Source organism: Roseomonas sp. HF4 (genome assembly GCF_005222755.1).
Taxonomy (GTDB): Bacteria; Pseudomonadota; Alphaproteobacteria; order Acetobacterales; family Acetobacteraceae; genus Neoroseomonas.
Genome location: NZ_STGD01000013.1, coordinates 162785 through 188943, shown reverse-complemented (window position 1 = coordinate 188943; position 26159 = coordinate 162785). Strand labels below are relative to the sequence as shown.

27 protein-coding genes are annotated in these 26159 nt (G+C 71.7%); 15 read left to right on the top strand and 12 right to left on the bottom strand.

The features are described from left to right. Positions 1-81: 81 nt before the first annotated feature. The 6 genes from E8M80_RS19315 to E8M80_RS19290 all read right to left on the bottom strand — a co-directional run bounded on the left by E8M80_RS19315 (position 82) and on the right by E8M80_RS19290 (position 8678). Complete coding sequence (locus E8M80_RS19315; RefSeq protein ID WP_137127349.1) at positions 82-645, bottom strand: hypothetical protein; 564 nt, start codon at positions 643-645, stop codon at positions 82-84. A 72-nt stretch (positions 646-717) separates the two neighbouring features. Then, positions 718-1536, bottom strand: a complete 819-nt coding sequence (locus tag E8M80_RS19310) for a hypothetical protein (RefSeq protein ID WP_137127348.1) — start codon at positions 1534-1536, stop codon at positions 718-720. Next, positions 1533-1715, bottom strand: a complete 183-nt coding sequence (locus tag E8M80_RS19305) for a hypothetical protein (protein ID WP_137127347.1) — start codon at positions 1713-1715, stop codon at positions 1533-1535. Before E8M80_RS19305 ends, E8M80_RS19310 begins: the two co-directional genes overlap by 4 nt. A gap of 155 nt (positions 1716-1870) precedes the next feature. Beyond that, positions 1871-3577 (bottom strand): hypothetical protein, encoded by a 1707-nt coding sequence (locus E8M80_RS19300; protein WP_137127346.1) that lies wholly within the window; start codon positions 3575-3577, stop codon positions 1871-1873. Positions 3578-3653: 76 nt separating this feature from the next. Beyond that, positions 3654-4928, bottom strand: a complete 1275-nt coding sequence (locus E8M80_RS19295) for an MBL fold metallo-hydrolase (protein ID WP_206035680.1) — start codon at positions 4926-4928, stop codon at positions 3654-3656. Positions 4929-5144: 216 nt separating this feature from the next. After that, positions 5145-8678, bottom strand: coding sequence for a S8 family serine peptidase (locus E8M80_RS19290; protein WP_137127344.1), 3534 nt, complete (start codon positions 8676-8678; stop codon positions 5145-5147). A gap of 219 nt (positions 8679-8897) precedes the next feature. Here E8M80_RS19290 and E8M80_RS19285 point away from each other — a divergent pair, with 219 nt between their 5' ends. Continuing rightward, on the top strand, positions 8898-9707 hold the full coding sequence (locus E8M80_RS19285) for a hypothetical protein (protein ID WP_137127343.1): 810 nt from the start codon (positions 8898-8900) through the stop codon (positions 9705-9707). Positions 9708-9714: 7 nt separating this feature from the next. Here the strand turns inward: E8M80_RS19285 and E8M80_RS19280 are convergent, their stop codons facing one another. Continuing rightward, positions 9715-10812, bottom strand: a complete 1098-nt coding sequence (locus tag E8M80_RS19280; RefSeq protein WP_170979514.1) for a patatin-like phospholipase family protein — start codon at positions 10810-10812, stop codon at positions 9715-9717. 175 nt (positions 10813-10987) lie between these two features. On the opposite strand from E8M80_RS19280, the gene E8M80_RS19275 reads away from it, so the two are divergent. From E8M80_RS19275 to E8M80_RS19230, 10 genes are all read left to right on the top strand, one after another. Beyond that, positions 10988-12106, top strand: a complete 1119-nt coding sequence (locus E8M80_RS19275; RefSeq protein WP_137127341.1) for a pectate lyase — start codon at positions 10988-10990, stop codon at positions 12104-12106. Beyond that, positions 12103-12717, top strand: coding sequence for a hypothetical protein (locus tag E8M80_RS19270; protein WP_206035679.1), 615 nt, complete (start codon positions 12103-12105; stop codon positions 12715-12717). Before E8M80_RS19275 ends, E8M80_RS19270 begins: the two co-directional genes overlap by 4 nt. After that, the gene (locus tag E8M80_RS19265) at positions 12704-14500 is read left to right on the top strand and encodes an OmpA family protein (RefSeq protein ID WP_170979513.1); all 1797 of its coding nucleotides are present in this window, start codon (positions 12704-12706) and stop codon (positions 14498-14500) included. Before E8M80_RS19270 ends, E8M80_RS19265 begins: the two co-directional genes overlap by 14 nt. After that, on the top strand, positions 14497-14961 hold the full coding sequence (locus E8M80_RS19260) for a hypothetical protein (protein ID WP_137127339.1): 465 nt from the start codon (positions 14497-14499) through the stop codon (positions 14959-14961). The genes E8M80_RS19265 and E8M80_RS19260 overlap by 4 nt, the downstream gene beginning before the upstream one ends. A gap of 26 nt (positions 14962-14987) precedes the next feature. Beyond that, positions 14988-15752 (top strand): hypothetical protein, encoded by a 765-nt coding sequence (locus tag E8M80_RS19255; protein ID WP_206035678.1) that lies wholly within the window; start codon positions 14988-14990, stop codon positions 15750-15752. 31 nt (positions 15753-15783) lie between these two features. Beyond that, positions 15784-16344 carry a hypothetical protein gene (locus E8M80_RS19250; RefSeq protein ID WP_137127338.1) on the top strand — a complete coding sequence of 187 codons (561 nt, stop codon included), beginning with the start codon at positions 15784-15786 and terminating at the stop codon, positions 16342-16344. A gap of 152 nt (positions 16345-16496) precedes the next feature. Beyond that, positions 16497-17321, top strand: a complete 825-nt coding sequence (locus E8M80_RS19245) for a hypothetical protein (RefSeq protein ID WP_137127337.1) — start codon at positions 16497-16499, stop codon at positions 17319-17321. Continuing rightward, complete coding sequence (locus E8M80_RS19240; protein ID WP_137127336.1) at positions 17318-17959, top strand: hypothetical protein; 642 nt, start codon at positions 17318-17320, stop codon at positions 17957-17959. Before E8M80_RS19245 ends, E8M80_RS19240 begins: the two co-directional genes overlap by 4 nt. Beyond that, positions 17956-19242, top strand: coding sequence for a PASTA domain-containing protein (locus E8M80_RS19235; protein ID WP_137127335.1), 1287 nt, complete (start codon positions 17956-17958; stop codon positions 19240-19242). The genes E8M80_RS19240 and E8M80_RS19235 overlap by 4 nt, the downstream gene beginning before the upstream one ends. 24 nt (positions 19243-19266) lie before the next feature. After that, on the top strand, positions 19267-19914 hold the full coding sequence (locus E8M80_RS19230; RefSeq protein WP_137127334.1) for a PASTA domain-containing protein: 648 nt from the start codon (positions 19267-19269) through the stop codon (positions 19912-19914). Positions 19915-20082: 168 nt separating this feature from the next. On the opposite strand, the gene E8M80_RS19225 is transcribed toward E8M80_RS19230, so the two are convergent. Then, positions 20083-20415 (bottom strand): hypothetical protein, encoded by a 333-nt coding sequence (locus E8M80_RS19225; protein ID WP_137127333.1) that lies wholly within the window; start codon positions 20413-20415, stop codon positions 20083-20085. 183 nt (positions 20416-20598) lie between these two features. Between E8M80_RS19225 and E8M80_RS26315 the strand changes: the two genes are divergently transcribed. The 4 genes from E8M80_RS26315 (at position 20599) to E8M80_RS19205 (ending at position 23477) form a co-directional block, all read left to right on the top strand. Then, positions 20599-21138, top strand: coding sequence for a hypothetical protein (locus E8M80_RS26315; protein ID WP_206035677.1), 540 nt, complete (start codon positions 20599-20601; stop codon positions 21136-21138). A 261-nt stretch (positions 21139-21399) separates the two neighbouring features. Further along, entirely contained in the window at positions 21400-21831 is a 432-nt protein-coding gene (locus E8M80_RS19215; RefSeq protein ID WP_240790125.1) for a PadR family transcriptional regulator, read from the top strand. A gap of 61 nt (positions 21832-21892) precedes the next feature. Beyond that, a complete protein-coding gene (locus E8M80_RS19210; RefSeq protein WP_170979512.1) occupies positions 21893-23278 on the top strand; it encodes an FAD-dependent oxidoreductase in 1386 nt (461 codons plus the stop codon). Positions 23279-23288: 10 nt separating this feature from the next. Further along, a complete protein-coding gene (locus tag E8M80_RS19205) occupies positions 23289-23477 on the top strand; it encodes a hypothetical protein (protein WP_137127331.1) in 189 nt (62 codons plus the stop codon). Positions 23478-23620: 143 nt separating this feature from the next. Here E8M80_RS19205 and E8M80_RS19200 read toward each other — a convergent pair whose 3' ends face one another. From E8M80_RS19200 to E8M80_RS19185, 4 genes are read right to left on the bottom strand one after another with little or no spacing between them, the layout of a single operon-like run. Then, positions 23621-24538 (bottom strand): cation diffusion facilitator family transporter, encoded by a 918-nt coding sequence (locus tag E8M80_RS19200; RefSeq protein ID WP_137127330.1) that lies wholly within the window; start codon positions 24536-24538, stop codon positions 23621-23623. 8 nt (positions 24539-24546) lie between these two features. Beyond that, complete coding sequence (locus E8M80_RS19195) at positions 24547-24783, bottom strand: thioredoxin family protein (RefSeq protein ID WP_137127329.1); 237 nt, start codon at positions 24781-24783, stop codon at positions 24547-24549. 12 nt (positions 24784-24795) lie between these two features. Beyond that, on the bottom strand, positions 24796-25845 hold the full coding sequence (locus E8M80_RS19190; RefSeq protein ID WP_137127328.1) for a permease: 1050 nt from the start codon (positions 25843-25845) through the stop codon (positions 24796-24798). Next, complete coding sequence (locus E8M80_RS19185; protein ID WP_137127327.1) at positions 25842-26138, bottom strand: metalloregulator ArsR/SmtB family transcription factor; 297 nt, start codon at positions 26136-26138, stop codon at positions 25842-25844. The genes E8M80_RS19190 and E8M80_RS19185 overlap by 4 nt, the downstream gene beginning before the upstream one ends. Positions 26139-26159 lie beyond the last annotated feature (21 nt).

Below are 26159 nucleotides of genomic sequence, written 5' to 3'. Positions count from 1 at the left end.
GATCGGACCAACTCCACCATCTGCCGCCGGAACTCCGGCGGGTAGGGCACTCTGAATCTCGGCATCTCGAACACCTCCGTCTCAAGCCTCGGGGTGTCCACGAAACCGGGTCAACTTCAGCCGTGCGGTGAACTGGTCGCTGATATGCGCGTAGCGCTCCTTGAAGATGTCCTGAAGCGCCTGTTCGACGCGGGCGCGAAAGAAGGCCGTGAATTCGGGGGTCTGCGCCACCTGCCGCAGTTGGTCTTCGAGCACTGTCCTCCGTTGCCGATCGAAGGCATTCAGCACGGCATCAGAAACCCTGGCGTTGATGTCGCGCTCAACCTGCTGGCGCAGCTCGACAACGGCCTCGCGTATCTGCCCCTCCATGCGATCCGTCCGCCGGCCCAAATCGTCGCGCAACGAGGTCACTGCGGGCCGGACGGCGTCGGTGACGCTAGTCTTGATGGTGGAGTCCAGGAGCTTCCAGACGACGCCGACGATCGCAATGATGCCGGGGAGCCCGAAGAAGAGGACGGAGCGGGCGACCTTCTGCCAGGTTGCATCGGTAACATCCTTCCTGAAACGATCGCTCAGGACGCGCCGCAGTTCGGCGGTCGTAACTTGGCTGATCAGTGGTTCGCCGTCACTCTTGCTGCCGCTCATGGATGGCACCTCCGCCATTTTGCCATGTCGCTCGACCCGGCTATCGGTCACCGGCCGGGCTGATCATGCCGCTCATGTTCCCGCGTACAGAATGCTCCTGCGCCACGTGCAGCGCTGCGGCGCCCGTTGCGAAGGACCTGCCCGACCTTGAAGCGGCCGCTTGTCAGCACAATTGACTGCGCCGCTGCGCCAGCCTGACCGCTGCGGAACCCACCAACGAAGGCCGGGCTGTTGACCTGTTGGGTTTTCGGTTCGTCGCGGCCGTCGATGGCGTGGCCGTAACCACATGGCTGCCCGAGCACCCGGGGCGACCGCGACCCCGGTCCGCCGGTAACCGAGATGGATGTTCGGTTTGCGGACACCGGAGGCCGCATTCTGCGGCGCCCCCCTGATCCTGAAGCCGATCGAGGTCGTGGTCGAAGAGATCAGCGGGCTGGAAACTCCGCTCTCTGGCGGCGGGCGGTCATCGCAGCCGCGCGGCCGCTCGCTGATGCAGGCGGCGCCGTGATTGCGGTCGGCTCCCGGTGCCTTTCCGGTAGCGCCGACCCTGCCTGGGGCGGTATCGGCGGAGACGGGCGCCCGGGTCATCGTGGCGGCCGCCGACCCAGCCGCAAAGACCGTAATGTGCGCCACGGACTGGGGCCCGACCACCTGCACGTGATGCGCGCCCGCCGTCGCTACGCCGACGACGCTGCCATCCTCGAAGACCGGCTGCACAACGCCCTCGGTGCGGCTGAACCCGATGTCAACACACGGATAGGGCGTGGACTCGATGGCGATACCGATATTGTCGCCTGTCGCGAAGGCAAGGCGATTGGAGCCAACGCGGGTGGCCAGGATCGGACCGTCAGCAGCCAGCATGAGGCCCGCAGAGGGCGGGGCGAGAATCATGGAAGCCTTCCTTGCGTCGTCGCGGCGCCAGGTGGGTGCGCATCGGTCAGATCGCATTCCAGGCAATCAAGGGTGACGACTTGGTCGTCGCAGAGACAGGCTGCGCGTTCCCGCACCATCCCGACGACGACGACGCTCGAGATCGTCGTGGCCAGGACCGTCACTTCGAGTGCGGCCACGCCGGCTACTGTCGCGGTCTGCGCGGCCGACCGCGCCGGCCGGGCGATGCAGCCCAGTTTGATCGCGCGCCGTCGTCTGGCGCCTTCTCCGCACACCACCCCGCACGAGGTCGGCTCCGCGCAGAGCGCTGTCGCGAGGAGGCGTGGGATTGGCGTCATCCGTGCACCCAGAATGCGCTCTCGGCGAACTCCTCGCCGTTCCACCAATTCGCGCGCCCGGTGCCGCGGCGGAAGTTCGCGGCCCCGGCCTGGCTCTGGAGCGGCGCGGTGACTTCCCCGCTGCTGTTGCGGCGCGCCCTATCGGTCGCCGTCTCGGGAATGACGATCACGATATGCCCCGACTTCCCGTCTTCCTTGCGGCGCGCGACGATCAGTCCGATCGCGCCCTGGTTGGCGGCCTCCTGCAGCTTTGTCGTGGTGCCTGTCCGGCGCCAGCCGAAGGCCGGGCCGAAATCCTGCAGCCAGCGGAACAGGTCGTTGGCGCGCATCTCGACGATGGTGTCGCCGATCAGCGGCTGGACCCGCTGCCCGGCGGCCAGTGCCTCGAGCGCGCGTTGCCGCCACCACACCCGCGGCAGGTAGATGCCGGCGAGGTGGCAGACATCATGCGCGTAGATGTTGCAGAACGTGCTGCCGCCCCCTGGCTGGTATCGCCTGTGTGCGAGGCGGTCCACCGCCAGGTGGTCGATGATCGCCGCGATGCTGGCCACCAGTTCCTGTGGCGTGCTGCCCGTGCGGCCCGGCTGGCCCGCCTCGTTCAGCGAATGGGCGCCGGCGGGCGCGGTGCGCTTCGTGACAGTCCCGGGCCTGCGCGGCATGTGGGCGGCGACGATGCCGCCCGCGGACGGCGCGGCGGCAGGCGCGGCCGGGAGGGAAGGCGGCGCCCCGTCCGCCGGCACAAGCATCCTCGTCGAACAGAAGCCGCGGATCAGCGCTCCCGACAGGCTGGTCTCGATCTCCAGGAACCCGTTGACCGGCTTGCCCGTCACCGCCCGCACGTGGTGCCCGTCAGGCAGGTGCGCCACCACGTTCCGCCCGGGCGGATCGCTCTTGCGGGGCTCGCTGCGCACCCGCAGCGGCGCTTCCAGCGTCTCCACCATGAAAATGGCGCCTTGCGCGGTGACGTCGCTCGGTGGCGGCAGGATGGCCGTGTCCGGCGCCGGCGGGGAAATGCGCGGCGCCGCGCCACCCAGCGCCACGGTTTGGGCGAGGCGCAGGAACCCGAAGACCTTCTCGCCATAGAACTGCGTGCCGTCGAAATGGCCCTGCTTCAGCCCCTTGGCCGGCTTGAAGCCGCCGGTGTTGTAGGTGATCGCCACAGCCGCGAATTCGAGGTCGGTGAGGCGTGTCTTCGTCTCGAAGCCGAGCTTGCGCAGGCCGCGCTTCAGCTCGCCAAGGCATTGCTCGAGGGCTGCGTCAAACCCTTCGTAGCGACGCTGCAGGAAGTAGTCTGGATCGGTCTTGAAGAACTGCAGGTCCCGCTGGAACATGCCGAAGCCGTGGCAGAACTTATTGGGATTGCCGACGACGCCGGAAAAGCCCGCGATATGGGCAGCCATGTCCTCGAGTGCCTTACGTGCGATCGCGAACATCTGGGCGCCGTTCGGCGCCGCCATGAGCTCGGCCCGGTTGCGTGGGAAGGCGCGGCGCCCTGCGGTGTCGTCCAGCGTGTCGCCAACGCACAGCGCCAGGATCTGCTCGGTCGGCATCGCCTTGCGGCGCAGCGTGGACCAGATGTGGCCCGTCTCCTGGCAGGCGATGGCGACCAGCATGTCGACATCGAAGGGCGTCCCGACGAGAGCCGCGGCGATCGGCGCCTCGAACTGTTCCTTGAACCAGCGCATGTCGTCGGCAGTGGCCATGGTGGGGTCCTCCTAGCTGGCTGTTCTCGCCGGATCGCCGGACCGCGCGCACTGGCGCGACGGCGCGCGGCGTCGGTCAGGGTGGGAAGGCGAAGAACAGGTCGTCCTCGGTCAGCGCCTCGATGCCGGTGGGTGCAGGACGGTCGCTGCGCAGCAGCCGGCCGCCGGTCATCTCCTCAAGCCGCGCGACCAGGCCGGGCAGCGGCATGGCGTTCCAGCGCCGCTTGCGCGCCATCGCCTCGTCCACCGGGATCGCAGCGATCCGCAGGCGCCGCATGGTCTCGAGGCCCTTCTCGCGCAGCGTCGCATTGTGGCTGCCGTGGTGGCCGACCTTGTAGAACACGGTGCGCGCCAATAGGTCCGGGCCGGTGACCCGCCGCCCGCCATCGTCCCAGGCGAGCGTCTCCCACGACAGCCAGTTGCCCACCTGCGCGTCGGCCGCGAACAGCAGCACATCGCCGTCGGCCAGCTCGATCGCGACGGCAAGGCTGGTGTTGTTGGTATCCGCGTCGAGCCTGAGTGCCAGCTCCGCCGCAGCGTCCATCCAGTCCGCGTCGATCCGGCGCCAGCTCTCCTCCGCGCCCCAGTACCGCGCGAAGTCCGGCATGGCCCGCGCGACCTGCATCGGGATGCTCATGCCCTCGGCGAAGGGGCCCTCCGTCGCCTCCCCGGCGAGGCGGGCCTGGACCTCTTCCATCGACCCGGCGCCGAAAGCGAGGTGATAGGTTTCGGGCGTCCGACGCGAGGGGGTGGAGCGCAGCAGCAGCGCCTCGTCGCGTGGCGGGCCGAGCACGAAGATCCGCGCGTCCGTCCCGGGCAGCGGGGTCGGCGGCTCGCCGGGCTCGACGTAGCGCAGCCTGTCCGGTGCGCCGAGAGCGCGCGCGGCCTCCAGCGCATCGGCCGTGGTGGCGCCGCGCCCGCCGGCGCCGAAGAAGGCGAGCAGTCCGCCGACCTCCTCCGCGACCGCTTCCGCACCGGCCAGGCGCAGGCGGCTGTCCGCCATACGAAGGGCGGTGATCGCCTGGCTGCGCCGCTGCAGAAGGGCCTTCGCCTGGCGATCCGCCGGGTTCTCAGTCCAGCCCATCCACACCGCCCCGAAGCTGATGGCGGCCAGGGCATCCCGCGCCTGAAGGAAGCCCGAGACATGATCCCAATGTTCATGCGTAACGATCAGCAGGTCGACATGCCCGCCGCTTTGCGCCGCGATGTCCTGCGCCACCGCGCGCATCCGCGCCTCGGCATCCGGCGTGCCGAGCAGCACGCCGCAGTCGATCATGATGCGGAAGGCGCCCGCGCCGTCCGTGCGCGGCAGCGTGAGCAGGAAGCAGTCGCCGAGCCCGTGGCGGTACATTCGCACTTCGGGCCGCGGCGGGGCGGCAGCACGGCTCGCACGCTTGCGCGCCTTGGGCGCGGCGGATGCCTTGGGTGCCTCGGGCCTGGCAGACGCCTTGCGCGGCTTTGGCGGGGCGGCCTCGGCTGCGGTGGAGCGGGCGCCGGCGCGCCCGGTTCCGCGCGGCGCCGGAGTGCGGCCGGGGGCCTTGGTGTTCCTGGCCATGCGTGCCTCCCGTCAATGGCCGCCATGCAGCATGGCGAAGGGCTCCCGCCCGCCCGCCCGGCCGCCGCCGTAATTCGCCCGGAGCGTTCCTTCCTCCGCCGTTGCCGCGAAGCGCATCTGCTCGCCGATGCGCTCCGCGCTCGCCACGCGCTTGCGGATCAGGTAGCGGACCTTGCCGGTCTCGAAGTCGATCAGCAGCGTGCAGCCGCCGCGGTAGCGCCCGAGCGCGGGGTCGGCCGGCCGCCAGGTCTGGGTCAGTTCCACCACCAGGTCCGCCTGGAGCTGCCCGTCCGGCCCGACGCGGCGCGCGGGGCGGACGGAATGCACCTCGATGCCGCGCAGCGCGCCCGCGATGCCGTTCACCGCGAGCGGGCCACCGTTCCGCACCAGGCCCAGCATCGCCAGCTCCTCGTCCGGCACATCCAGCGCAGAGGTGAGCCAGCTGTGGAACCGCATGGCGTTCAGGGTCGAGACGCGGTGGATCCGCTCGCGGCGCTCGCGGAGGTTCCAGGACAGGTCGATCTTCCTCAGGATCGCGTGGATGTTGCGGAAGCCGGCCGGCGGCGGCTCCCAGACCACACTGTCGGTGGACAGGTGGCGCACCCGCTGCGGATGGATGCCGCGGTCGCGAAAGGCCGAGACGAGCGCCACGCGGTAGCCGAGCGGGTCCGAGGGCACGAGGTCGCGGTCCGCCGTGATCAGTGCGCGCAGGTATTCGCCGAAGGTGATGTCCACCGGCGGGCAGTAGTCCAGCGCGCGGATGCACATATCGAGGAAATGCCCCGCCGTCTTGCTCGCCTCCGCAGTCAGGCGCGTGACCAGGTCGTGGGAGATGTCGCCTTCCGGCAGCACGCCCGTACCGTTGGTGGCGAGCCTGACCAGGTCCGCGCTGCGCCGCGCGTAGATCTGCAGGAAGGCGTCGAACACCGCCGCGACCAGCACCGCGCCGCGGGCATGTGGCGCCTTCGCGGTCTCGTAGTCCGTCCGGTTCGCCTTGCGCGGCACCCAGCGCCTGCCCTCCTTCCCGTCATCCTCGAAGTGGCCGATGAAGTCGCGCAGCGCGCCATGCCCGTGCGTCGCCGCACCGAACTGCTGCGCCAGCGCGCCGAGCAGGCTCTGGCGACGGATGTCGCCGCGCGTGCGCGCCACCTGGTCGCGCAGCGCCTCGGGCATGGTGAAGTGCTGGAACAGCGCGACGATGTCGGCGAAGGCCTCGTGGAAGGCCAGCACGTCCGGGTTGGTCGGCTCGCGGAAGCGCCGGTGCAGGCCATCGAGCAACGCATGCGTCGTCTCGTGCGCGATGATGTCGTGCGACAGGCAGGTGAAGACGATCCCGCCCGGGATGTTCTCCCCGCCGCGGTCGTCCGGCGCCTGGAAATAGCCGAACAGCAACGCCCGCTTGTCCGGACTGTAGAAGGCGTTGGCGCCGCGCAGCGCATGCGGGTGGATGCGCAGCCGCTCGACGAACTGCTCGGCGTAACCGCCCTCGAGCGTGCGCACCATCCTGGGCGCCCAGAGCGCAACGCGGCCCAGCGCGCGCTGAAAATGCCCGATGGTCTTCATCGCCACCGCATAGGCCATCTGCTGGTGGAAGCGCGGATCGGCCTCCGACGGCCTGAGCCCATCGGCCGCGAGGTTCGCCGGATGGTCGAGGTCGACCGGCGCGTAGCAGGCCCCGGCGGCGGGGTCGACGTCCACCACCTCGACCGAGCGGCCGACCGGGCCGGGTTCCAGCGTCTCCCACGGGACCTCGATCGTCGCCTCGTTGATCGCGAGCGTGTCGAGCCGCGCGCCCACGCTCGGGTCGAATGCATAGACGCGCAGGCGGCGCGTGGCGGGCGCCGACGTCTCGGGCGCCATGGCCGAGCGCAGGCGCATGGCGGCCATGGCATCGCCCGGCGGCAGCGGCGGGTGGGCCGGCACCGCGCGGACGGCCGCGCCGCCCAACCTCTCGCGCAGCGCGCGCGAGGCGCGCGGATCGGCCGCCAGCGCATCGAGGATGCGCCGCGCCTGCGCGGTGGCGAGCGGCGCCTCCGGATCCTCCGGCAGCAGCGCCTCGATCACCGCGGATTGCGACAGTTGCAGCGCCTCGAGCTCGAGCATCCGCTGGCGCGGATCCGCCGCCGCATCGATGCCGAGCCCGGTCAGCACGCGCAGGATGGAGAAGGAGGCGCTGTCCTGCGCCATGCGCGCCAGAGATGCCGCCGCGGGCGGCGCGATGTTCATCGCCGCGCGCGCGGCCAGGTGCCCGGCGCCAAGGCGCTTTGCGTCGCCGGGTACTGCACTCGACAGCAGGGCGCGGCGCACTGCCTCGGCGCGCATCCAGTCCTCCGAATAGCCCGCCAGCGCCGCGCGGTGCCGCGCGATCCAGATCGCCGCCGCCGCGGCGACCTGCGGCGTGGCGGAGGAGGTTCCCGCACCGTCGAGATCGACGATCCGCGGGCAACCCAACCGCGACCAGGGGATGTTGGGCGTGCAGGCGGCGAGCGCGGTCGCCATCTTGTGCTCCGGCCCGTAATTGCCGGCCATCCGGTCGAGGCCGAGATCGGCATAGGGCCGGCCATCCGCCATCACGCCGCAGGCCGCGAGCACCCGGCCGAAGCGCGCCGGATAGACGAGGTGGCGCGTCGGCAGGTTGCCGAAGTTGTTGCCCGCCGCCGCCACCACGACGATGCCGCGGTCGTACAGCGCGTTCACCGCCTCCGCCCAGGCCTGCGAGGCGACGCCGCCCATGCTGATGGTCACCACCTGCACGGCCTTGGCCGGGTCGAAGGACAGCGCGTGGACGTAGTCGAAGGCACGCGCGATGGCGCTGTTGCGGAACAGCACGACGCGGTCGGCCACGCGGATCGGCACGACCTCGGCGAAGGGCGCGGCGCCGATACCCTGGCCGGCCAGGATACCGATCGTGCCCGTGCCGTGGCCGAGCTGCGTGAGGAACCCCTCGGTCACGTCCGTCGCATCATCGGGCTTTTCGCCGGCGACGAAGTTGCGCTGCAGGTCGCGCCGCAGCCGCAGCGGCAAGGTCGAATGGGCGGGGTCGTAGCCGGTGTCCAGATGCGCGATGCGCACCGGCGCCGCGCCACCGTCCAACGCCGCATTCGCCGCATCGAACTGCGACCTATCGTCGTCGCGGTACCAGAGCGGGCGCGATCCCTCCGGGAAGCGCGCATCCTGCGGGCTGCCGGCCGCCGGGCAGCCGCCGGCCATGGCCAGGGCCTGGCGCGGCTCCTCCCCGAAGGTCCAGCGCTGCTCGAGGTCCGGCTCGGCGAAGACCGGCGCGGTGCGCGCCACGCCGAAGCCGCCGGTCATCAGCGCGTGGCAGACATCCCAGGCCGAACTCGGCGCCGCCAGCATCGGCCCGCGCACCAGGTGCCATTGCTCAGTCACGCCCGGTGCCGCCGCGAGGCCGGCGGGGGCGGCGCCGATGCTCGCAAACAGCGGCTCGGCCGCGAACTCCGCGCGCTCGCCGCCGATCTCGAGGCGGAACTCGCGCGGCGCCGCCGCGGACTTCACGAGCAGCGCCGGTCCTGCATCCTGAGCCATGGGCGACCTCGCAAGGTTCCGCGGCCTCGGCCGCGCTGGCGGCGCAACATCACGCCAGGGGCAGGTCGTAGGACAGTGACGTGCATCACTGCCCTCCCGCCCTCCGTATGCGCGAAATACAGTGCCTCTACGCTCGCGGAGCGTGCATTCGCCGGAACTTCATCGCAAGATAATTCGCCGCCGGCCGGCAGTGTCGGTCCGGCGAGGGAGGTCAGGCCCATGCGGAACCGTGGCGGTGTCGGCGTCCTGCTCATGGCCGGCATCTGCGCCCTGGCCGGGCCCGCACAGGCCGCCGATACGCCTACGAGCGTCGCGGCGCTGCTCTCGGGAGAGGGGCTGACGGCCGCGACGACCACGGTCCTGACGCTTTTCTTGATCGCGGTGCTGCTGGAATCGGCGCTCGCCGTGCTGTTCAACTGGCGGCCCTTCGTCGAGACCTTCAACGCCCGCGCGACACGCCCGCTGCTGGCCTTCCTGATCGCCTGGCTGTTTGTGGACCGCTTCGACTACGACGCCGTCACGGCGCTGATGAACGCGGTGCAGGGCGGCGCCGCGCAGCAACCCCGCATGATCGGGCGGCTGCTGACCGCGGCGATCCTCGCCGGCGGCAGTTCCGGCGTGAACACGGTGCTCGTCTCCCTCGGTTTCCGCGAGGTCCGCACCCAGGCGACCGAGGTACCGAAGGTGATGCCCGACAAGGCCTGGATCGCCGTGCGCGCGGAGCAGGTCGCCTCGGAGGGCGACGTGATGGTACGGATCGGCCAGCCGGACGCCACTCCCGGCGATGCGCTGCCACTGGCCGGCGTGATCAATGGCGGGCGTGGCACGGCGACCGCGCTCGGGCGATTCTTCCTGCGCGACCGCAACCGGTTCCCCGCCTTCGGCGGCTACGAGGTGCCCTCGGGCCAGCCCTGCCGCATCCTCCTCAGTGCGCGGCGGAAGGATGGCGGGGAGGATCGCATCGCATCCGCGCCACTCGACTTCGTCCCGGCGAAGGGCGCGATCATAGACCTGACTGTCCGCCTCTGACCGTGCCTCAGCGAAGCGCGAAGCCCGGCACGGGCCAGGATGGCGCCGGTCCGTTCGTGCCCGGCAGGAAGCGGCGGACCGCGGCGTCCGCCAGCGCGTAGCCCCAGTTGATCAGCCGGCCCTGCTCAGCCTCGTCAAAGGGATTGAGCCGCGTGCGCAGCCGCGCGAGCGGGTCGGCGACCTCGGTGCGCACGGGCATCGCGTCGGGCAGCCCGTAGTCGGCGATCCTTGTGTCGATGCCCCAGTAGGCGACCGTCTGGCCGCGCACCGGCGCGCGCTCCAGCAGCATGCGCTTGCGCAGGGCGCGCGCCTGGTCCGTCGCGATGTCGAGCGCGCGCATCGGCTGCCCGAGCCAAGCCACGCCATCCTCTCCTTCCACGGAGAAGGGCGCGCCGGCGTCGCTGACGAGCAGCGTCGCGAAGTCGTCGATCGTCTCGAGGCCGAGATTGTCATAGGCCCCGCCGTCGGTCAGTTGCAGCACGCCGCGCTGGCCCGGGTCGTCGAACAGATCGGCGCCAGGCTGGCACTGCCACGCCATGCCCCTCGCATCGATCGTGACCGGCGAGAGGATGGGCGGGAAGGCAGAGGAGGCGGCGACGGCGCGCGCGAGGGGAATCGCCGGCGCATCGACGCGCCCGACGCGCCAGTCCGCCATGTAGGGCTTGGCGATGCGGACCAGCCTTCCGCTGCGCAGGTTGGTCGCGTTGAAGACGAAGCGCGGCGCGTCCGGCAAGGATTGCATCCCGGCGCCCTCGAGCAGTTCCTCGGCATAGATGCGCTCGAGCGCATCGCCGACCGTCCGGCGCAATGACAGGCTGCCGAGCGCCACGGCGCGGCGGTCGACGTCGCGCGCGCAGAAGGCGCGCAGCGGCTCCACGACCTCCGGCCCCAGGTTCGTCGCGACACCCGCGACGAAATCCAGCCGCCGCCAGGCGACAGCGAGCCGCCCGGCCGCGATGGATCCGCCGGAGACGCTCGAGATGCGCGCGAGCGTGCCGAGCAGCGCGCATTCGTTAAGGCGAACCAGCGCGCCGGCGTGGAACAGCGTCGCGCGGAAGCCGCCACCCGACAGCGCCAGCGCCGTGCCCGCACGCAATTCCGTCATCGCGACGTCCCCCGCCTTCGCGCTCCTGGCGCGGCGCGTGCCCTGCATCACAGCGGCTCGCCACAGGAGAGCTTTTGGATTGTATAACTACTTTCTGAATCTGTATGGTCAAATTCTGCAATCTGTGAGGCGCAGGCAAGCCATTTGGTTCTGCCGTTAGTTGAAGGTTGCTGGCATGACGCTCGCTATGAGGGAAGCCGCCGAGGACACGCGGCGCATTGTCGTGACCTCAGTCGGCTCGGCGGGGCCGACCGCCGCGGCAGCCATCGCCCGCGGCCTCGGCGTCCCGGTCAGTCGCGCCGTGGCCTGCCTCTACCGTGCTCCCGCGGTGCTCGCCGAGGGCGTTCCCGCCGCCACCGCGCCCGACTTCCTGCGCCTGCTGTTGGGCATCGGCCTCACCGCCGAGGCCGCGCCGCAGGCGACCCCGCCGCCACCGCCGCCGCTGCTGCGCGATGTCGCGCTGCACCTCGACGACCCGCGCGCGCTGCCGGGCGCCGCCGCCGCGCTCGCGCGCTTCACCGGCATGGCGGAGGACGCGGCGCTCGCGATGATCCTGGCCCCACCGGGCGTGGTGCTCGGTGCGGTCAGCGATGCCACCGTCGCGGCGCTCGCAGCGCGGCTGCCGGCCGGCGCCTCGCTGGTCGCGGCACGGCCGGAGGACGCCACCTACCACCTCTTCCTGCTGGACGGGCCGGAGGTGGTGCGCGCGCGGCTGATGCCCGACCTCGCGGCGCTCGGCGTCACGGCCGATGCGCCGCCGGGGCTGGTCGCGACCGACGTGCCGCATCGCCTGGTGCGCGACCTCTGGCAGCGGCACCAGGCGGGCGGGATGCTGCGCGCCGTCAACAGCGCCTTCCTGCGCTACGACATCGTGCTGGCCGGCCTTGGCGCTGCGCGGCCGAACGATCCGGCGCTGGCGGACGCCCTCGCGCGCGAGGCCGGCATGCCGGCCGAGCTGCTGCCCGCGATCCTCGCCGCGCTGCCGGTCACGCTCGCCGAAGGCGTCGCCCATGGCGAGCTGGCAGGCCGCCTTGGCGCGCTCGCCGCGACCGGGCTCGAGGTCCGTGCGGAGCTCACCACCTTCCAGCGCCTCGGCCTGGAGGTGATCTCCGCACCGGCGCAGGAGGCGGTGCGCCATGTCCTGCGCGGCTTCGGCTGCCTGGCGCCGGATGCGCCGCTGCCGCGCCCGCCCTTCGCGCTCGATGGCCAGTTGCCCGAGGCGCAGGCGCGCGTGCTTCGGGCCGCGCTCGAGGATGCCGGCGCCGAGGTGCGCTTCACCGGCGGTTCGACATGAGCGCGGCGCCGGACGACGCCGCGCGGCACAGGGTGCATCTCGGCATCGCCGAAGCGGGCAAGGTGCACGCCCTCGCCCGCCGGCATGCCGAGGCGCTGCGCCACTACCGGGAAGCCCTGCGCCTCGCCGTCGCGGCGCAGGCGCCGGAGGTGTTCTTCCGCCACTACACCCAATGCGTCCTCGAGAGCCTTGAGCTGCTCGAGAGCTACGACGAGGTCATCCGCTTCTGTGAGGAGGCGGATGCTCACTACGCCAGGGCGGGCCAGGCGCTGGCACTGCACCGCGCCGACCATGCCGCGATCCTCGAGCGCCTCGGCATCGTGCGGCTCAAGGCGGGCGATCGCGACGGCGCGGCGGCGTCCCTGCGCCGCGCCGTCGCCCTCGCCGGCCCGGGGCGCCTGCCGCTGGCGGAGGACGCGCTCGGCTGGCTCGGCCGCCGGCTGTCGCCGTCCGCGTCCCATATCGCGGAGGCCCAGCGCCGTCGCCGCTACTTCACCGTGCGCGCCGGCCAGGTGAATGCCGCCGCCGCGACGCCGCTGCCGCCGGCCGGCGCGGCAGGCCCCTTCGCCATGCCAATTCCAGGCAAGGAGATGCGCGATGTCGGATTATGACGGGCTGACCCCGGGCCAGGTCCTGGCCGATGCCTCGGTCGCGGAATTCATCAGCCAGCTCGGCCTCGGCATCGCGCAGGCGCAGCGCGCGCTGGACGCGAACTCGGTCGACCAGATCGCCGAGTTCATCACCCCGCGCGAAGGGCTGGGCGGGCGCACGCTGCTCGACCTCGGCCTGTCGCCCGCCTTCTACCACTACCAGCACGCGGACATCTCCTGCTCGCTGCAGCTCAGCCTGCGCGTGCAGAAGGACCTCAGCCTCGGCCTCAATCTCTCGGGCTCGGTGAACGACACCACCACGAGCGACGAGAACCGGGCGGAGAACTCGTCCAGCACCGAATCCGGCAGCGAGACGCGCACCGAGACGCGCAGCGCCAACGTCGAGATCACCGCCGCCTCGGTCGGCGCGCTCACCGTGGGGGGCCAGAACTTCAGCCTCACCGGGCAGGATCCGCTGGAGAGGATGCGCAACCTGCAGACGGCGCTGCTGGCCAACGACGGCGCGGGCATCGGCCGCGCCCTGGTCAGCGCGACGCCGCAGACCTTCGCCATCACCACCGATGCCGACCCGGCCAGCGTCCAGATCGGGCCGAACACCATCGCCTTCCTGACCGGCGGCTTTGACAGCGCGATCATCCAGGTCGACGCAAATGCCGCGACGGACTACCGGATCAGCGCCTCCGCCAGCAAGACCGCCGCGACGACGGCGCAGCCGACGATCGACACCTATGTCGGGCACGTCGTCGAGCAGATCGAGGCGGCGGGCTACGACGCCATCGCGGCTGCGCCGGGCGAGCCCATCAACAGCACCTTCTTCGACACCGGCCGCCACCATATCACCGAGGCGCTGCAGCCGCCCAACACGCGCAACCGCAACATCGACGCGCGGCTGCTGCAGCTCGCGCAGATGATCCGCGCGCGCGACCTGCGCGTCGAGATCGAGGGCTTCGCCGACCGCCAGCCCTTCCGCGGCGCGACCGCCGGAGGTTCGGCGGAATCGAACCGCCGCCTGGGCGACCTCAGGGCGCACGCGGTGCGCGACCGGCTGGTGGCGAACGGCGCGCCGGCCAACAACATGGCGATCCGGCCCTCCCGCGGGCATGAGGCGGCGCCGGCGACACCGGTGGACAATCCGGATTTCCGCCGCGCCAGCGTGTTCGTCGTCGGGCGCACCCAGCACTGGATCCGCGTCGATGCGCGCAGCGGCGGGACCGGGATCGACGGCGTCACGCCGGATCTGCGCACCGGGCCGGCGGCAGGCAATGGCTTCATCTTCCTGTTCAACCCGCGCCCGCTGAACCTGGCCGGCAAGAAGGTGACGATCGACGGGACTGACTTCCCGCTCTCCGGCACGGCGGTCACCCCGCATGCGGCGGGCACTCCCGAGGCGCATGCGCGCAACCTCGCCAATTCGATCAACGCCAACACTGGGGTGACCTTCACCGGGTCGGCCGAGGCCAACGTCACGACGGTGATGCGCAAGACCCAGCCCTTCACGCTCGAGCTCATCACCGCGGAGCAGCGGCAGATCTCGCTCTCCGGCACCTCGGGCATCACGGTCACGCGCCAGTTCACCCGCACCGAGAGCCGCAGCCTGACCAGGCAGAACACCGGCAACCGCGCCATCGCCTTCGGCGCCTCGCTCGACGTGCGCTACTCCCGCCAGTTCGAGATGAATGTGACGGGCAATTCCTCGATCACGGCGCGCCTGGTCTCGATCCCGGCGCCACCGGAGTTCCTCGAAACGATCCGCGCCTTCCTCGCCCCGCGTGACCAGCCATGACCGTCGAGACCGTCACCCGCGCGCTCGTCACCGCGCCGCTGCCGCAGATCATCGAGAAGCTCGGCACCTCGATCGCGCAGGCGCAGCACGCGCTCGACACCAACTCGGTCGAGGTCGCCAAGCTGATGGCCGCGACCGAGGTCGAGCTCGGCGGGCGGACCTTCAACCTGCTCACCCTCGGCTTCACGCCGAGCTTCTATACCTTCACCGAGGCGACGGTGGAGGCGAAGCTGAGTTTCACGATGACCGAGAGCACCGAGCTCTCGGTCAGCGTCGGTGTCACCGCCGAGGTCAATGTCGGCGTCTTCATGGCCGCGGCGACCGTCGACGTCTCCTATGCGCGGAAATACTCGGTCACGTCCGAGGGCGTCAGCTCCATCGCGGCGCGGCTCGTCTCGGTGCCGGCACCCGATGTCTTCACCCAGCTGCTGCGGCGGCAGTTCGAACAGCCGGTCACCTGAAGGCGACCCGCAGGAGGAGGAACAGCATGGCGATCGGTCAGGAACTGCTCAACGTCCCGATGGGGGACATGATCCGGCAGATGGCCTTCGCCATCGCCGAGGCGCAGTACAAGCTCGACGAGAACGCGATCAGCGTCGCCGAGATGATGGGCGGGCTGCAGACCGTCACCGACCGGCGCGGGGAGGTCACCTTCGACGACAGCCGCGTCTTCTTCGGCTACGAGTACATGACCCTGCCCGAAGCGGTCGCCTACGCGACCGTGGACGACGCCTTCACCGGCGCGCTGAACGGGGAGGAGAGCCTCAAGCTCCTCGAGATCGTCAAGAAGGTCGCGCAGGAGCTCGGCGTCAGCGACATCAACAACCTGTCGGAGCAGCAGCGCAGGATCGAGATCCGGGTGCCAACGCGCGTCTCGATGCTCGAGCTCGGCTTCACCCCCACCTTCTACCAGTTCGTCGACACCATCATCGAGGTGAAGATCGCCATCAAGATCACCCGCGAGGTCACGACCAGCCGCACCTCGCGCGACAGCGAGACCGAGAAGGAAGGCCGCGTCCGCCTCCGCCGCCGGGCCGTGACCGTCGGCAGCACGGTCACAACGAGCCAGGTCGATGCCTCCTACTCCGCGCGCTACGGCTACAGCGCCGAGGGGGCGAGCCTGCTGCGCACCAAGCTCAGCCCCGTGCCGCCGCCCCCGGTCCTCGAGGAGCGCGTGCGCTCGCTGATGGAGAACGAGGCGGCACGGCGCGCGGCGAGCCTCGAGGCGCGGCGCAACCCGCCGACGCCGTGAGCCAGGCCGCGGCAGCCGAGGAGGATCCTGCATGAGCGTCGGAACGGAACTGCTCAACGCCCCCTTCCCCGAGATGGTCAAGTCGCTCGGCGTCGGCATCGCCGAGGCGCAGTTCGAGCTCGACCTGGTCTCGATGAAGATCGCGCGCATGATGGCCGGCTACGCGCCCGACCCGGAGCCGGCCGAAGGCGCCGCCGCCATCGCGCCGAGCGGCATGCCGGAACGCACCATGCTGGTGCCGCTCGGCGACGGGCGCAGCTACAGCCTGCTCGAGCTCGGCTTCACGCCCACCTTCTACCAGTTCGTCGACACGCTGATCGAACTCAAGATGTCGATCTCGATGTCGCGGGAGACCAACATCGCGCGGTCCTCCAGCACCACGAACGCCTCGGTGAAGGGCTCGGTCGGCTTCTTCTCGGCCAGTGCGCGCATGACGGTCTCCTCGGTCTCGGCCAGCTACTCGGCCAAGTACCAGTATTCGGCCGAAGGCAGCTCGCTGATGCGCACCAAGCTCGTGCCCGTGCCGCCGCCCGCGATTCTCGAGGAGCGCATCCGCGCCATGATCGCGGCAACCATCGGCCAGCCGGGCTAGGCCGCGCCATGCCCGGCCGCAGCTGGCGCGACGTCGCGGGCCAGGGCCGCAGCGCGGAATCCCCGCCACGCGCGCCTGCAGCCGTGCCGGTTCGGCCCGCCGCCCCGCCCCGTTCGCCCACGGCCGTACCGGACCCGCGCCTTGCGTCGCTGATGGCAGAGCGCGAGGCGCTGACCCGGCGCATGGACGCGCTGACCCAGGGCGGCCGCCAATCGGATCCGCGCGACGCCGCACGCTTCCCGGTCGCGACCTTCGCCGAACGCCGCGCCGAGGCGCGCGCCCTGGCCGAACGCCAGGAGGCGCTGCGCGCCCGCCCCGTGACGCGCACCCCGCCACCGCCCGAACCGCCGGCGCGCGAACCGGCGCGGCGCGACCGCCAGCCCGCCGGCCGCACCGCGCCGCCCGACCCGCTCGCCGCGCTGTTCGCCGCGCCCATCGCCTCGGCGCGCGACTTCCTCGCCGCGCGGGACCGAGACCGCGACCGGCTGCGCGCCTCAGCGCGCGACCGCCTGGCACCGCTCACCGCGGTGGCCGAGGTCGGGCGCGGCGCCCAGGCGAAGCTGCAGGAGGCGCAAGGCCGGCTGCGGGACCTCGATCGCCAGCTTGCCGAGCGCGACGTCTCCGCCGAGGAACGCGCCGAGATCCAGCGCACGCTGAAATCGGCCGAGATCGACGCCATCGCCGGGCGTGTCGGCCGCGCGACGCGCGCCGCCGAGGCGCCGATGCGCGCCGTCGAGCGGCTCGATTCCGCCTGGAGCCAACGGCGCGACGGCATCTCCGGCGCGATGGACCGCGTCGGGCCCTATGCCGCGGCGCGGGCGCGGCGGCTCGGCCTCGACACCGGCGGGTCGGGCGATCTTTTCGAACGTGCGGACCGCGCCCGCGCAAGGGCGCTGGAGCGCCGGCGGGAGGCGCGCGCCGCCGAGGCGCGGCGCGAACGCCGCAGCGCGCAGGACAGGCAGGAGGGCGGCCGATGAGCGAGCGCAGCTTCGTCTCGGGCTCGATCGGGCAGCTGCTCGTCGCCATCGCCGATGGCGTGCGTGACGCGCAGGAGGCGCTGAGCGCCGCCCCGCCGGTTGATGCCTTCGGCCGGCCGACGCCCTCCTACCACCTGCCGCAGCTCGACTTCGAACTGCGCGTCGAGATCGAGACGCGGTCGACCGGCAGCGGCCGCGCGATGATGCTGGTGATGCCGGCATCGAGCAGCACCTCCTCCGTCTCGAGCGTGGTGTCGGGCCGCCTGGTCGCGGTGCCGCCGGGCCAGGGCCTGCCGCTGCCGGTGGTCGAGCTCACCGCACAGCGCCGCACCGCGCGGCAGCACGAGCTCGCGGTGGTCGCGGCGAATTCGGCCGGCGAGTTGCTGGCCGGCGCGACGGTCGAGATCAACATCGACCTCGAGATGTCGCGCCGCCTGTCGGAGGTCGAGGGCGTGCGCATCACCGGCGCCGGCAGCACGCGCATCGCGCAGCCGGTGCTGGTCACGGACGAGGCCGGCCGCGCCGCCACGCTGCTCGATATCGACGCGCGGCTGCCCGCGCAGGCAGTCCTGGTGCTGACCGCCGAGGCCGGGTCGGCCGTCGCGCGACTGAGCGTCACCGCGGGCAAGCCGGCATGAACCGCATCAACGCCCTCGCGCGCATCCTGACCGCCGAAGGGCAGCCGGCGGTGGGCCAGGTCGTGCGGCTCGAGGCCTTTGAGCTTGCCGGCGGCTGGAAGGCGATCGGCGAGGGCAAGGCGGATGCCGACGGGCAGGTCCGGATCTCGGCCGAGCCGGCTGGGCAGGGCCATGTCTACGCACCGGCGCTGCGCCTGGTCGAACCCGGCGACCCGGCCGCGCGCATCCTGGCGGAAGGCGGCGGCGTTACCTTCCAGACGGTGCGCGGACGCGTCATCGTGGTGACGCCGCGGCCCACGCCGGCGCCCTCGATCCAGTCGCTGACCGTCGATTTCGGCGAGATCGAGCGGCTGGAGGAGACCGCCCATGCGCGCCGCGCCGCGGATGGCAGCGCGGCGGCGGGCCATACCGTCGCCGGCCAGCCCCGGCGCGGCGAGGTGAGCGCCGCGATGATGGTGCGCGCGATCGGCGCGGTGAACCCGAAGGCGCTGGGCGGCGTCGCCGACCGCACGCGCGCCGTGGCGCTGGGCGAGGCAGCGCGCAAGAGCCTGCTCGGCGATGCGGTTGCCGCCACGCCCGCCGCGCGGGTCGAGGCGCCCGTCGTGACCGAGCGCTTCAACGCCGAGCTGCTGCAGTTCATCAGCCGCGAGACCGCCCTGCGCGCCGACCTGCGCGCCAAGGTCATCGAGGCGGAAGAGGCCCAGGTGAAGGCCGTCGGGCTCGAGCGCAACATCGCCGACATCGCCGCGCGCCTCGCCGCCACCGAGCGCGAGCGCGCCGCGGCGGCGGCGGAGGCCGCCACGCTGCGCGCGGCCGCCGCGCAGGAGGCGCCGGTGCAGGCGATCGCAGCCAGCATCGGCACCGAGGCGGAGGCGGCGAACCAGGCGCTCGCCGGTTCGGGCGCCAATTGGCGCATCGGGCGCCTGCAGGTGACGCTGCGCGGCACGCTGAGCGGCGCGGGCACCCGCATCACCCTGCCCGATGCCGCGACGGTCCGCCGGCCCGGCGCGATCGGTGCGTTGCAGGACGTGACCTTCGACCTGCTGCCGGAGCGCCGGCCCGCCGCGCCCGCCACCGGCACCAAGGTGCCCGACGTGCGCGGGATGACCGAGAGCGCGGCGCGCCGCGCGCTGGCCGGCGCCGGCTTCGCGCTCTCGGCCGCGACGCGCCCGGGCTGGACCGGGGATGGCTTCAGTATCGGCCAGGCCATCCAGCAGGCGCCGGCGGCAGGCGCCGAGGCCCAGCCGGGCGAAAGCATCGTCGTCGTCTTCGCGGCACCCTGAGCCGCCGAGCGGGAGGCAGAGCCCATGTCACAGAGCATCCGCAGCCTGGCTCGGGAGGTGGTGGCCTCGCCACTCGGCGATGTCATCGCCGCGGTCGGCCAGGGCGTGGCGGCGGCGCAGCAGGCGCTGGACGACGCCTCCCTGGCCAAGACGCTCGAGATCTACGGCGATGCGGGGGCCGAGGCACACCAGCTGCTGCGCGAGATCGGCTACCGCCCAACCTTCTACGTGCTCCCCGAGACGACGGGGGAGGTGCATGTCTCCCTTACCCTCGGCGGCGAGAGCCAGGGCGCGGCGCGGCCGGGGCGGGGGATCGTGCCGCGTGCGCGCATCTATGCCACGCCTGTCGATGCCGGCTTCGCCAACCGCTTCGCCTTCCAGGCGCAGGTGAGCGCGAAACTGACCTTCCGCATCGTGCCCGTGCCGCCGCCGGCGGGAACGGAGGACCTGCGCGCCATGCCGGAGCTGGCAGGCCTTGCGCAGAAACCCACGCCGGAGCGCGCGGCGGCGGCGCTGCGCTCGCTCGGCCTGGCGGTGCAGATCGAGGGGCCGGACGGGGCGGTGCTCGATGCCGTGCCGGCTGCGGGGGAGGTGACCGCGCAGCGGCCCGAGGCCGGCACCATCCTCCGCGCCGGCGACGAGGTGACGCTGACGGTTAAGCCCTCGGCGTAGAGGTTGGACCGAGGATCCGGCTCCCAGGCACATCAGGCAGTCGCAGCCGGCCGAATATGGTGACCGCCCGCTCGGCCTCGGCGGGGAGCAACAGCGGCATCTCCGACAGCAGCGACTGCCCCGCCTGGATGCCCGCCGCCCAGTCCGGGCAGGCCAGCGACCACGCGGTCACTGAGGTCGGCTGCTCGCCGGTTCGAGCAGGCTCTCCAAGAAGGTGCCGCGCTCGGCGGTCTCCGCTTCGAGTGCGCGCTGCTCCTTCATGCCGAGATCGTCGATGGCCGGCCACTCGCGCCAGCCGGCGCGGCACTTCAGCCAGAAGATCGCAGCCACCACCGCCTCGCGGCCATCACCGGTCGCCTTCTTGAACAGGGAGGCGGCGACCTTGGCATTGGCCTCGACATGGCCAACCTCGAGTTCGGTCCAGAAGTGCTTGCGCAGCGTCTTGGGGTCGATGGCGAGCACGCGGGTGATCTCGTAGTCGGGGATGCCGAAGGCGGACATCGTCTTGACGGTGGCGCAGTCCTTCTCGGTGGGGGTGTAGCCGGGCGGCCTGGCTTGGGGTGCAGCGCCGGCCCGGTGGTGACCTGCGGCCCCTCGACGCCGTTGAGGTCGCCGTAGACATAGACCGGTGCCGCGACCGGGTCGAAGGACAGGTACCAGCGGTTCGCCGCAATCAGCGGCGCGATGATTGGCCGCACGAAGCCGGCGAAGACATTCGCCTTGCCGGTCTCGCTCGCCTGCACGACAACGGTCGCCTGCAGTGCGGCGATCTCGAGGTTCGACCCGACCAGCCGGCGCATGGTCTGGCCCATGGAGATCGGCGGGCCGTCCAGGGTGCGCTGCGTCATGATGGCGGTGCGGCCGTCGCCGATGGTCGAGGTATCGAGCACCGTGCCAGTGCCAGCCTTGATGGCGCGCGCGGCGCCAGTGGCGAACACCGGCACGCTGCTGCGCCAGCCGGAGATGGTGGTCGGCACCTGGCGGGCCGCGCGCAGAACGGCGCCGGACGTCACCGAGCAGGAGGTGCTGCTGGCGCTGGAGCGGATCGAGCCGTTGTGGGACGAGCTTTTCCCCGCCGAGCGGGCGCGTATCGTGCGGCTGCTGGTGGACCGGGTCGACATCCAAGCAGAGGGCGCCGTGGTGCGGTTGCGGCTGGACGGGCTCGGCAGCCTGGTGCGTGACCTCGCCGCCCACGCACCCGAGGCCGGGAGGGCCCCGGCGTGAGCGACGCGGCGCAGACCCTGACCGTGGTCATCCCGCTCCGTGTAAAGCCGCGCGGCGGGCGGAAGGCCATGTCACCCCCGGCGTGCTGGCGCTGGAGCGCTGGCAGGACCTCACGCTGATCAAGGCGGTGGCGCGGGCGCTCCGGTGACCTTGGTGCCGCCGCCGCGTGCTCACGGTGGCACCCGACAGCCATCCCGCGTGCGCATCACCACTTCGCCTTAGAGCTTGATGCATAGAGGGTCAAGGTATACGATGATTACCATGAAGGTCCTCCGTCCTGCTCCCGCACCCCGCGTCGACTATGCCTCCCGCGACTATTGGGCGGGGACCATCAAGATGGGCCTGAGCAAGTTCTTCATTCTGCGCGTCCTGCACCATGGACCGATGCACGGCTACGACATCGCCCGCCTGGTCGAGCGCACCACCAACGGGTGCTGCTCGCCCACCGAGGGCACGATCTACCCCGTACTCCGCGAGTTCGAGGCCGGCGGCTTCGTCACCGCGACCGAGGAGGTGGTCGGCGGCCGCCAGCGCCGGGTCTATGCGCTGACCGACGCCGGGCGCGCTGCCTTCCGCGTCGCGCTGGACGCCTGGATGGAGGCGACCGCCGCACTCCAGGACACCGGCCGCGCCTTTGCCGCCGCCGATGGCGCGCGGGCGGAGCGGCGCTCCGGCGGGGAGTGCTGCAGGTGACCCGATCCGCGCCTTGTCGTGCCAACATACCTCACCCCTCTATGCATCAAGGAGCCTCCGCATGAGCGAACCCAGCCTGCCCGTCGTCGTGATCGGCGCTGGCCCCGTCGGCCTCGCCGCCGCCGCGCAGCTCCTCGCCCGTGGCCTGGAGCCCTTGGTGCTGGAGGCCGGGCCCGGCATCGGTCACGCGGTCCGCGCCTGGGGCCACGTCCGCATGTTCTCGCCCTGGGAGTTCAACACCGACGCCGCGGCGCGGGCACTGCTCGAGGCCGAGGGATGGTCTGCGCCCCAACCCACGCACTACCCGACCGGCCTTGAGCTTGTCACCGACTACCTCGCCCCGCTGGCCGCGACGGCGGCGCTGCGCGGTCGCATCCGCACCGGCTCGAAGGTGGTGGGCATCGCGCGCCGCGACTTGGGGCGGCTGCACGACGGGGCCGGCCGCGGCGCGGCCCCCTTCGTTGTGCATATCGAGACCTGCTGCGGCGTGCGGGTGATCGAGGCGCGCGCCGTGATCGACTGCTCCGGCACCTGGCATGCGCCTAACCCCGCCGGGAGCCACGGCATGCCCGCGCCAGGTGAGACGTGGCACGCCGCGCGCATCGCCTACGGCATTCCTAACGTGCTCGGGGACGAGCGCGCGGCCTACACGGGCGCGACGACGCTCGTCGTCGGCGCCGGGCACTCGGCGATGAACGCCGTGCTGGACCTGGCCGAGCTCGCGAAGGAGGCGCCGGGCACGCGGATTCTCTGGGCCTTCCGCCGCCCACTCGGCGCGGTGAACTTCGGCGGCGGCGCGAAGGACGGGCTCGCGCAGCGCGGCGAGCTCGGCGCCCACGCGCAGGCGCTGGTCGAGACCGGCGCCGTGACCGCCCTCGCGCCCTTCCTGATCGACCGCATCACCGAGGCCGACGGCAAGCTCGCCGTCACCGGCCGGCAGGAGGCGCGCACGACGACAGTGCAGGCCGACCGGTTGATCGTCGCCACCGGCTTCCGCCCCGACCTCTCCTTCCTGCGTGAGGTGCGGCTCGGCCTGGACCCGGCGGTGGAGGCGACGCCGGCGCTCGCGCCACTGATCGACCCGAACCTGCATTCCTGTGGCACGGTGCGCCCACACGGCGAGGCGGAACTCCGCCACCCGGAGGCGGGCTTCTACATCGCCGGCATGAAGAGCTACGGTCGCGCGCCGACCTTCCTGTTGGCGACCGGCCACGAGCAGGTGCGCTCCATTGCCGCCTATCTGGCGGGCGACGTCGAGGCCGCGCGCCGCGTGGAACTCGTGCTGCCCGAAACGGGCGTGTGCTCGACCGTACACAGCGCGGCGACCTCCACTGCGTCCTGCTGCGGTCCCGCCTCGGCGGCGGCCCTGCCTGAGCCGGTCAGCGCCGGCGCTTGTTGCGGCCCGGCTTTGGCGCCAGCGCCCAAGAGCGGCGGCTGCTGCGGCTGAGGGATTGGGCGTGAGCGTGTTGCCGGCCGCCGCCGCGGCGGCCGAGCGCCCGAGCCTGGCGGTGATCTCCGGCATCGGGCTCGGGCAGATCCTCTCCTGGGGCTCGACCGACTACCTGCCAGCGGTGCTGGCCGTGCCGATCGCCGCGGACACGGGCTGGTCGCTCGGCTGGCTGTTCGGCGCCATGCGACCACGCTAACCTCCCCGGGCGGGGGACCGGAAGCGCTAGTCACCCCGCGCGGCAATCGCTCGCCTGGCCGCAACTCATGGCCGGCCTCGTGTCGCCGACCATCCGCCATGCCGACCAGGCCGGCGAGGGCGGCCTTCTTGGCAGTGCAGGTTTCAGCCCTTGGCGGCCTGACAGGTCGGGCCGTCGCCAAGCTCCACCTGTACTGTCGCGCGAGCAATGCCGAACCGCGCGCGGAGATCGGCCGAAACGGCAGCGAGAAACGCATCCCCTGGATGGCCCGCCGGCATGACGAGATGCGCGGTCACCTCATTGACGGTCGTGCTGTGTGCGCGAATGCGCAGATCGTGCACCTCTGCCACACCCGGCTGCGAGGCAAGGAAGTCGCGTAGCGCCTCTGCATCGACCTCGGGCGGCACGCCATCCATGGCGAGGTGCAGCGCATCGCGCAGCAGGCGCGCCGCGGTGACCGCGATGACAATGCTGACCGCGAGCGCCGCGAGCGGATCCAACACCGACCATCCGGTCGCGAGGATCACCGCCGCAGAGCCGATCACGCCGACCGAGACGGCCGCATCCGCCGTCATGTGCAGATAGGCGCCGCGTGCATTGAGGTCGTGCGCGCCATGGCCGCGGAAGAGCAGCGCGGTGCCGATGTTCACGCCGATGCCGACGGTCGCAACCAACAGCACCGGTAGCCCGGCAACGTCGGGGGGCGACGCCATACGCCCGATGGCCTCCCACATCACGGCGCCGACGCCGAGCAGGATCGCCACCGCATTGGCCAGCGCCGCGAGGATCGTCGCCCGCCCGAACCCATAAGTGTGCCGCACATTCGGCCGCAGGCGGGACGCGGCTACGGCACCCCAGGCGATCAGCAGCCCGGCGACGTCGGTGAGGTTGTGCGCGGCATCGGCGAGCAGCGCGAGCGAGCCGAACCAGAAGCCCGCCGTGGCCTCGAGCAGCGTGTAGCCGAAGTTGAGCCCGACCCCCCAGCGGAAGGCCGCATCGAGCCCGCCGTTCGTGGGCGATGCGTGACGGTGATGATCGTGACCGTGATCGTCGTGGGACATGCCTGCGCTCAGGTGGCGATCCAGCGCGCCAGGTCGTCGGCCTTCGGCAAGCCGCCCGCATGGACGACCTTGCCGTCCACCACGATCCCCGGCGTCGAGGCGATGCCGTAGCCGGCGATCTCCGCGTAGTCGGTGACCTTGCTGACCGCGACTTCGACGCCAGCCGCGGCGGCAGCGTCCTTGACCATCTGCACCGCTGCGTCGCAGCGCTTGCAGCCGGGCCCCAGAACCTTCACGTCTTTCATGACGCGCCCTCCTCAGGCGAACAGCAGGTTGAACAGGAACCCCACGGCGAGGATGCCGCTGCCCACCACCGCGACGAAGACCGCGATCAGCTTCAGCGACAGCACCTTGCGCAGGATGATCATCTCCGGCAGCGACAGCGCGATCACGCTCATCATGAAGGCCAGTACGGTGCCGAGCGCCGCGCCCTTGCCGAGCAGCGCCTCGACCACCGGGATGATGCCGGCGGCGTTCGAATACATCGGGATGCCGATGACAACGGCGGCGGGCACCGACCACCAGGCGTCCTTGCCCATGATCGAGGCCAGCAGATCCTCCGGCGCATAGCCATGGATCAGCGCGCCGGCGGCGATGCCGGCGATGATCCAGTACCAGACACGGCCGACGATCTCGCGCATGGCGTCGAGCCCGGCGCGGATGCGGTCGGGCCAGGTGGTGGTGGTTTCGGGAAGGTCCACGGCGCCGGCGTGGATCTTCAGCACCCAGGGCTCGAGCCAGGATTCCAGCTTCAGCCTGCCGATCACCCATCCGGCGACGATGGCGATGCCAAGACCGAAGGCGAGATAGGTCAGCGCCACCTTCCAGCCGAGCAGCGCGAAGAGCAGGCCGAGCGCGACCTCGTTCACCATCGGCGCCGCGATCAGGAAGGAAAAAGTCACGCCAAGCGGCACGCCGGCCGAGACGAAGCCGATGAACAGCGGCACAGCCGAGCAGGAACAGAAGGGCGTGACGATGCCGAGCGACGCGGCCATCGCATTCCCCACGCCCTCGCGCCGCCCGGCCAGCATCGCGCGGGTGCGTTCGGGCGAGAAAAAGCTGCGCACCACGCCCATGGCGAAGACCACCAGCGTCAGCAGCAGCAGCACCTTCGGTACGTCGTAGAAGAAGAACGCGATGGACTCGCCGAGATGCGAATGCCGCTCGACCGGCAGCAGCGAGACCATCCAGTCCGAGAAGGGGATCAGCTGGCTGTATAGCAACGCCCAAGCCACCAGCCCCGCGGCGGTGCCGCCGATCCAGGGCAGCGCGGAGGGCGCGCGGGGCGCGCCGGCGGCGGCACTCATGCGGCAGTCCTTTCGGCTTGGGCGGGCAGGTCGAGCGCTGCGTCGAGCAGGCTGCGTACCGAGCCGGGCAGAGCCGGGTTCAGCCGGTAGCGAACCCATTGCGCGTCGCGCCGGTCGGTCACCAGCCCGGCCGCGCGCAGCGTCGCCATGTGGCGCGACATGCGCGACTGCGTGGCGCCGAGGCGCGCGACCATCTCGCAGACGCAGTGTTCCTGCCCGTCGCGCAACAGGCGCAGGGCGGCAAGGCGGGTCGGGTCAGCAAGGGCGGCGAGCAGCGTCACCGGATCTGTCATGCCGACCTGATATGCCATCGG

What these genes read in the sequence shown, in the direction of transcription:
- E8M80_RS19315 (WP_137127349.1), bottom strand. Translation starts at nt 645, where the DNA reads ATGAGCGGCAGCAAGAGTGACGGCGAACCACTGATCAGCCAAGTTACG.
- E8M80_RS19310 (WP_137127348.1), bottom strand. Translation starts at nt 1,536, where the DNA reads ATGATTCTCGCCCCGCCCTCTGCGGGCCTCATGCTGGCTGCTGACGGT.
- E8M80_RS19300 (WP_137127346.1), bottom strand. Translation starts at nt 3,577, where the DNA reads ATGGCCACTGCCGACGACATGCGCTGGTTCAAGGAACAGTTCGAGGCG.
- E8M80_RS19295 (WP_206035680.1), bottom strand. Translation starts at nt 4,928, where the DNA reads ATGTACCGCCACGGGCTCGGCGACTGCTTCCTGCTCACGCTGCCGCGC.
- E8M80_RS19290 (WP_137127344.1), bottom strand. Translation starts at nt 8,678, where the DNA reads ATGGCTCAGGATGCAGGACCGGCGCTGCTCGTGAAGTCCGCGGCGGCG.
- E8M80_RS19285 (WP_137127343.1), top strand. Translation starts at nt 8,898, where the DNA reads ATGCGGAACCGTGGCGGTGTCGGCGTCCTGCTCATGGCCGGCATCTGC.
- E8M80_RS19280 (WP_170979514.1), bottom strand. Translation starts at nt 10,812, where the DNA reads ATGACGGAATTGCGTGCGGGCACGGCGCTGGCGCTGTCGGGTGGCGGC.
- E8M80_RS19275 (WP_137127341.1), top strand. Translation starts at nt 10,988, where the DNA reads ATGACGCTCGCTATGAGGGAAGCCGCCGAGGACACGCGGCGCATTGTC.
- E8M80_RS19270 (WP_206035679.1), top strand. Translation starts at nt 12,103, where the DNA reads ATGAGCGCGGCGCCGGACGACGCCGCGCGGCACAGGGTGCATCTCGGC.
- E8M80_RS19265 (WP_170979513.1), top strand. Translation starts at nt 12,704, where the DNA reads ATGTCGGATTATGACGGGCTGACCCCGGGCCAGGTCCTGGCCGATGCC.
- E8M80_RS19260 (WP_137127339.1), top strand. Translation starts at nt 14,497, where the DNA reads ATGACCGTCGAGACCGTCACCCGCGCGCTCGTCACCGCGCCGCTGCCG.
- E8M80_RS19255 (WP_206035678.1), top strand. Translation starts at nt 14,988, where the DNA reads ATGGCGATCGGTCAGGAACTGCTCAACGTCCCGATGGGGGACATGATC.
- E8M80_RS19250 (WP_137127338.1), top strand. Translation starts at nt 15,784, where the DNA reads ATGAGCGTCGGAACGGAACTGCTCAACGCCCCCTTCCCCGAGATGGTC.
- E8M80_RS19245 (WP_137127337.1), top strand. Translation starts at nt 16,497, where the DNA reads ATGGCAGAGCGCGAGGCGCTGACCCGGCGCATGGACGCGCTGACCCAG.
- E8M80_RS19240 (WP_137127336.1), top strand. Translation starts at nt 17,318, where the DNA reads ATGAGCGAGCGCAGCTTCGTCTCGGGCTCGATCGGGCAGCTGCTCGTC.
- E8M80_RS19235 (WP_137127335.1), top strand. Translation starts at nt 17,956, where the DNA reads ATGAACCGCATCAACGCCCTCGCGCGCATCCTGACCGCCGAAGGGCAG.
- E8M80_RS19230 (WP_137127334.1), top strand. Translation starts at nt 19,267, where the DNA reads ATGTCACAGAGCATCCGCAGCCTGGCTCGGGAGGTGGTGGCCTCGCCA.
- E8M80_RS19225 (WP_137127333.1), bottom strand. Translation starts at nt 20,415, where the DNA reads ATGTCCGCCTTCGGCATCCCCGACTACGAGATCACCCGCGTGCTCGCC.
- E8M80_RS26315 (WP_206035677.1), top strand. Translation starts at nt 20,599, where the DNA reads ATGATTGGCCGCACGAAGCCGGCGAAGACATTCGCCTTGCCGGTCTCG.
- E8M80_RS19215 (WP_240790125.1), top strand. Translation starts at nt 21,400, where the DNA reads ATGAAGGTCCTCCGTCCTGCTCCCGCACCCCGCGTCGACTATGCCTCC.
- E8M80_RS19210 (WP_170979512.1), top strand. Translation starts at nt 21,893, where the DNA reads ATGAGCGAACCCAGCCTGCCCGTCGTCGTGATCGGCGCTGGCCCCGTC.
- E8M80_RS19200 (WP_137127330.1), bottom strand. Translation starts at nt 24,538, where the DNA reads ATGTCCCACGACGATCACGGTCACGATCATCACCGTCACGCATCGCCC.
- E8M80_RS19195 (WP_137127329.1), bottom strand. Translation starts at nt 24,783, where the DNA reads ATGAAAGACGTGAAGGTTCTGGGGCCCGGCTGCAAGCGCTGCGACGCA.
- E8M80_RS19190 (WP_137127328.1), bottom strand. Translation starts at nt 25,845, where the DNA reads ATGAGTGCCGCCGCCGGCGCGCCCCGCGCGCCCTCCGCGCTGCCCTGG.
- E8M80_RS19185 (WP_137127327.1), bottom strand. Translation starts at nt 26,138, where the DNA reads ATGACAGATCCGGTGACGCTGCTCGCCGCCCTTGCTGACCCGACCCGC.